The sequence below is a fragment of the Micromonospora tarensis genome (genome assembly GCF_016803395.1).
GTDB lineage: Bacteria > Actinomycetota > Actinomycetes > Mycobacteriales > Micromonosporaceae > Micromonospora > Micromonospora tarensis.
Genome location: NZ_JAEVHL010000436.1, coordinates 1 through 2,585, shown reverse-complemented (window position 1 = coordinate 2,585; position 2,585 = coordinate 1). Strand labels below are relative to the sequence as shown.

Here is a 2,585-nt window from a genome sequence, read left to right as displayed (position 1 = left end):
GGTGCCGGCTGGGCGGCCAGGGCGCGCACGTCAATCCAGCGCCAGGCGGCGAGCGCCACCGCACTGCCCGCGGCGCCGGCCCAGCCCGCGTCGGCAGACCGAGTCCGGCGTACGGCGTCAGCACCGACGCCGCCCCGCCGAGCCCACCGGCCAGCACACTCCACCGGCGGGCGGACCGGCGAAGCCGAGCCAGCCTGCGGAAATAGCGCGTCCGCTCGTCTGCCACCCTGACCTCCTCGGTCCGGTCGTTCAGCCGGCGGCGGTCGGGTCGCCGGTGCCCCGCTCACGGGCCATGCTGGCGCGCAGCTCGTCCAGCCGGGCGGCGGCCGTCGGGTCGTTGGCCGGGCCGGACTGCTCGGCCTGCGGCACGGCCGGTCGCTGCGCCGCGCCGCCGAGCTGCTCCCCCGCCATGCTGGACCGGATCTGCTCCAGCCGGGCGGAGCCGGCCGAGTCGATGGTGGCCTTCTGAATCTCCAACATACGTCCCTCGACGGAGTTGCCGGCGAGTTCGGCGCGACCCATCGCGTTGGCGTACCGGCGCTCGATGCGGTCGCGCACCTCGTCCAGGGACGGGGTGGTGCCCGGCGCGGTCAGCGAGGACATCGACTCCAGCGAGCGGGCCACCGTCTCCTGCATCTTGGCCTGCTCCAGCTGGCTGAGCAGCTTGGTGCGCTCGGCGAGCTTCTGCTGGAGGATCATCGAGTTGTTCTCGACCGCACGGCGGGCCTGGGCGGCGGCACCCAACGCCTGGTCATGCAGGGTCTTCAGGTCCTCGGTGGCCTGCTCGGCGGAGACCAGCTGGCTGGCCAGGGTCTGCGCGGACTGCTCGAACCGCACCGCCTCGGCCTCGTCGCCCTTGGCTCGGGCCTGGTCGGACAGCACCAGGGCCTGCCGGGCGTTGCCCTGCAACCGCTCGACCTCGGTCATCTGCCGGGACAGCTTCATCTCCAGCTGACGCTGGTTGCCGATCACCGCGGCAGCCTGCTGAACCAGCGCCTGGTGCTGCCGCTGGGCGTCCTCGATGGCCTGCTGGATCTGCACCTTGGGGTCGGCGTGCTCGTCGATCTTCGCACCGAAGAGCGCCATCAGGTAGTTCCAACCCTTGACGAACGGGTTCGCCATCTCCGCGGTATCCCCTCAGTCGCTCGCTCCACCACAGCCGGGCGGTTGGACCGCCGACCATGACCGGCCGGTCTCCATCGTCCCAGCCGAACGCCAGCAAGGCATCCGTACCGGTGGTCGACAGCACCGACGGCTCCTGCGAGCAACCCTACGCGGCCGGGGCCAGACCGCCCATGGTCAACCGGATCGGCGGCTCAGGCGGCGCAGACCACGTCCCGGTCACGCTCGGTGGGGCGGACCCGGGTGCTGCGCAGGGTGGCCTTGAGCGGCGAGTCCTGCCGGACCGAGACGGCGACCTTGCCATCGGAGGTGACCTGGCGAACGCCCCGGCTGGTGCTCTTGGCCCCGGCTTCGGCCGGCTCGTCCGGCATCGAGACGAGCACGCCGGGCATCTGCTCGGCGAGCGCCACGGTGTCGCTCACCTCGCGCAGCAACTCGGACAGGCGGGCGCCGAGGGCGTCGCAGATCGCGGCGAGCAGCTCGCTGGACGGCTCCTTGTGCCCCCGCTCGATCTCGGAGAGGTAGCCGAGGCTGACGTTGGCGGCGGTGGACACCTCACGCAGCGTGCGCTGCTGCCCCTGCCGGCGCGCGCGCAGTGCGTCACCGATCACCCGGCGTAGCAGGATCATCGCACCTCCCCCTGAGGGATACCTCGCGCCCGGCGTCGGACAGCCGGTCGCGGCGGGCCGCGCCGACCCCGAACGTCGGAGCCTTCCCGCAACCGTACCCGTTGCGGGCCCGCGCGACATCCCGCCCCGCCCGTCGGTTCGCTGGGGCCGGGTCAACGGCGGCTGCCGCCGGACGGTCCCGCTCCGCCCCGGGCGGCCCCGGCCGCGCGCGCTGAACCGCTCTCCGGCACGTCGGTGTCGGTGGGGGTGGCCTCGGCGTCCACCGCGTCGGCGAACACGGCGTCGGCCTCCGTCGAGTCGGCTTCCGCGTGGTCGGTGGCGTGCAGCCGCTCGGCGAGCAGCCGCAGCGCCTCGATCACCGCCGACGCGCGGACATGGTCTCGACCGCCGCCCAGGTCGAGCTGGCGGACCGTGCTCCCGTTCGGCCCGGCGACCGCGACGTAGACCAGGCCGACGGGCTTGTCGTCCTGCGGCTCCGGGCGGCGACGCCGGTGGCGGCCAGTCCCCAGTCCGCGGCACACCGCTGGCGGCCGCCCTCGGCGAGCGCCGTCGCGACCTCCGGGTCCACCGGCCCGCGCTCGGCCAGCAGATCCGCGGGTACGCCCGCCAGGGTCGCCTTCAGTTCGGTGGCGTAGACCACCAGGCCGCCCCGGTAGACGGCGCTGACCCCGGCGATGTCCACGATCGCCGCGGCCAGTGAGCCGCCGGTGAGCGATTCGACAGTGGCCAGGGTCTCGTGCCGCTGAACCAGCCGGTGCACCACTCCCGCCGCCGCGCTGCCCGTGGTGGCGTTGTCGTCCGCCCCACCCTCAGCCAACTCCCCAGATCCCGCCG

2 protein-coding genes and 2 pseudogenes are annotated in these 2,585 nt (G+C 73.8%); all 4 read right to left on the bottom strand.

Annotated elements, in window-relative coordinates; all coding sequences use genetic code 11:
* A pseudogene (locus JM949_RS35185) lies at nucleotides 1–226 on the bottom strand (phage shock envelope stress response protein PspM); the annotation flags it as partial.
* Between the two features lie 23 nt (nucleotides 227–249).
* Entirely contained in the window at nucleotides 250–1,122 is an 873-nt protein-coding gene (locus tag JM949_RS35180; RefSeq protein WP_203152370.1) for a PspA/IM30 family protein, read from the bottom strand.
* Nucleotides 1,123–1,316: 194 nt separating this feature from the next.
* Entirely contained in the window at nucleotides 1,317–1,751 is a 435-nt protein-coding gene (locus JM949_RS35175) for a helix-turn-helix domain-containing protein (protein ID WP_203152369.1), read from the bottom strand.
* Nucleotides 1,752–2,065: 314 nt separating this feature from the next.
* Nucleotides 2,066–2,568 (bottom strand): annotated as a pseudogene (locus tag JM949_RS35170) (CinA family protein); the annotation flags it as partial.
* Nucleotides 2,569–2,585 lie beyond the last annotated feature (17 nt).

Coding starts and splice junctions, on each gene's coding strand:
- JM949_RS35180 (WP_203152370.1), bottom strand. CDS start 1,122: ATGGCGAACCCGTTCGTCAAGGGTTGGAACTACCTGATGGCGCTCTTC.
- JM949_RS35175 (WP_203152369.1), bottom strand. CDS start 1,751: ATGATCCTGCTACGCCGGGTGATCGGTGACGCACTGCGCGCGCGCCGG.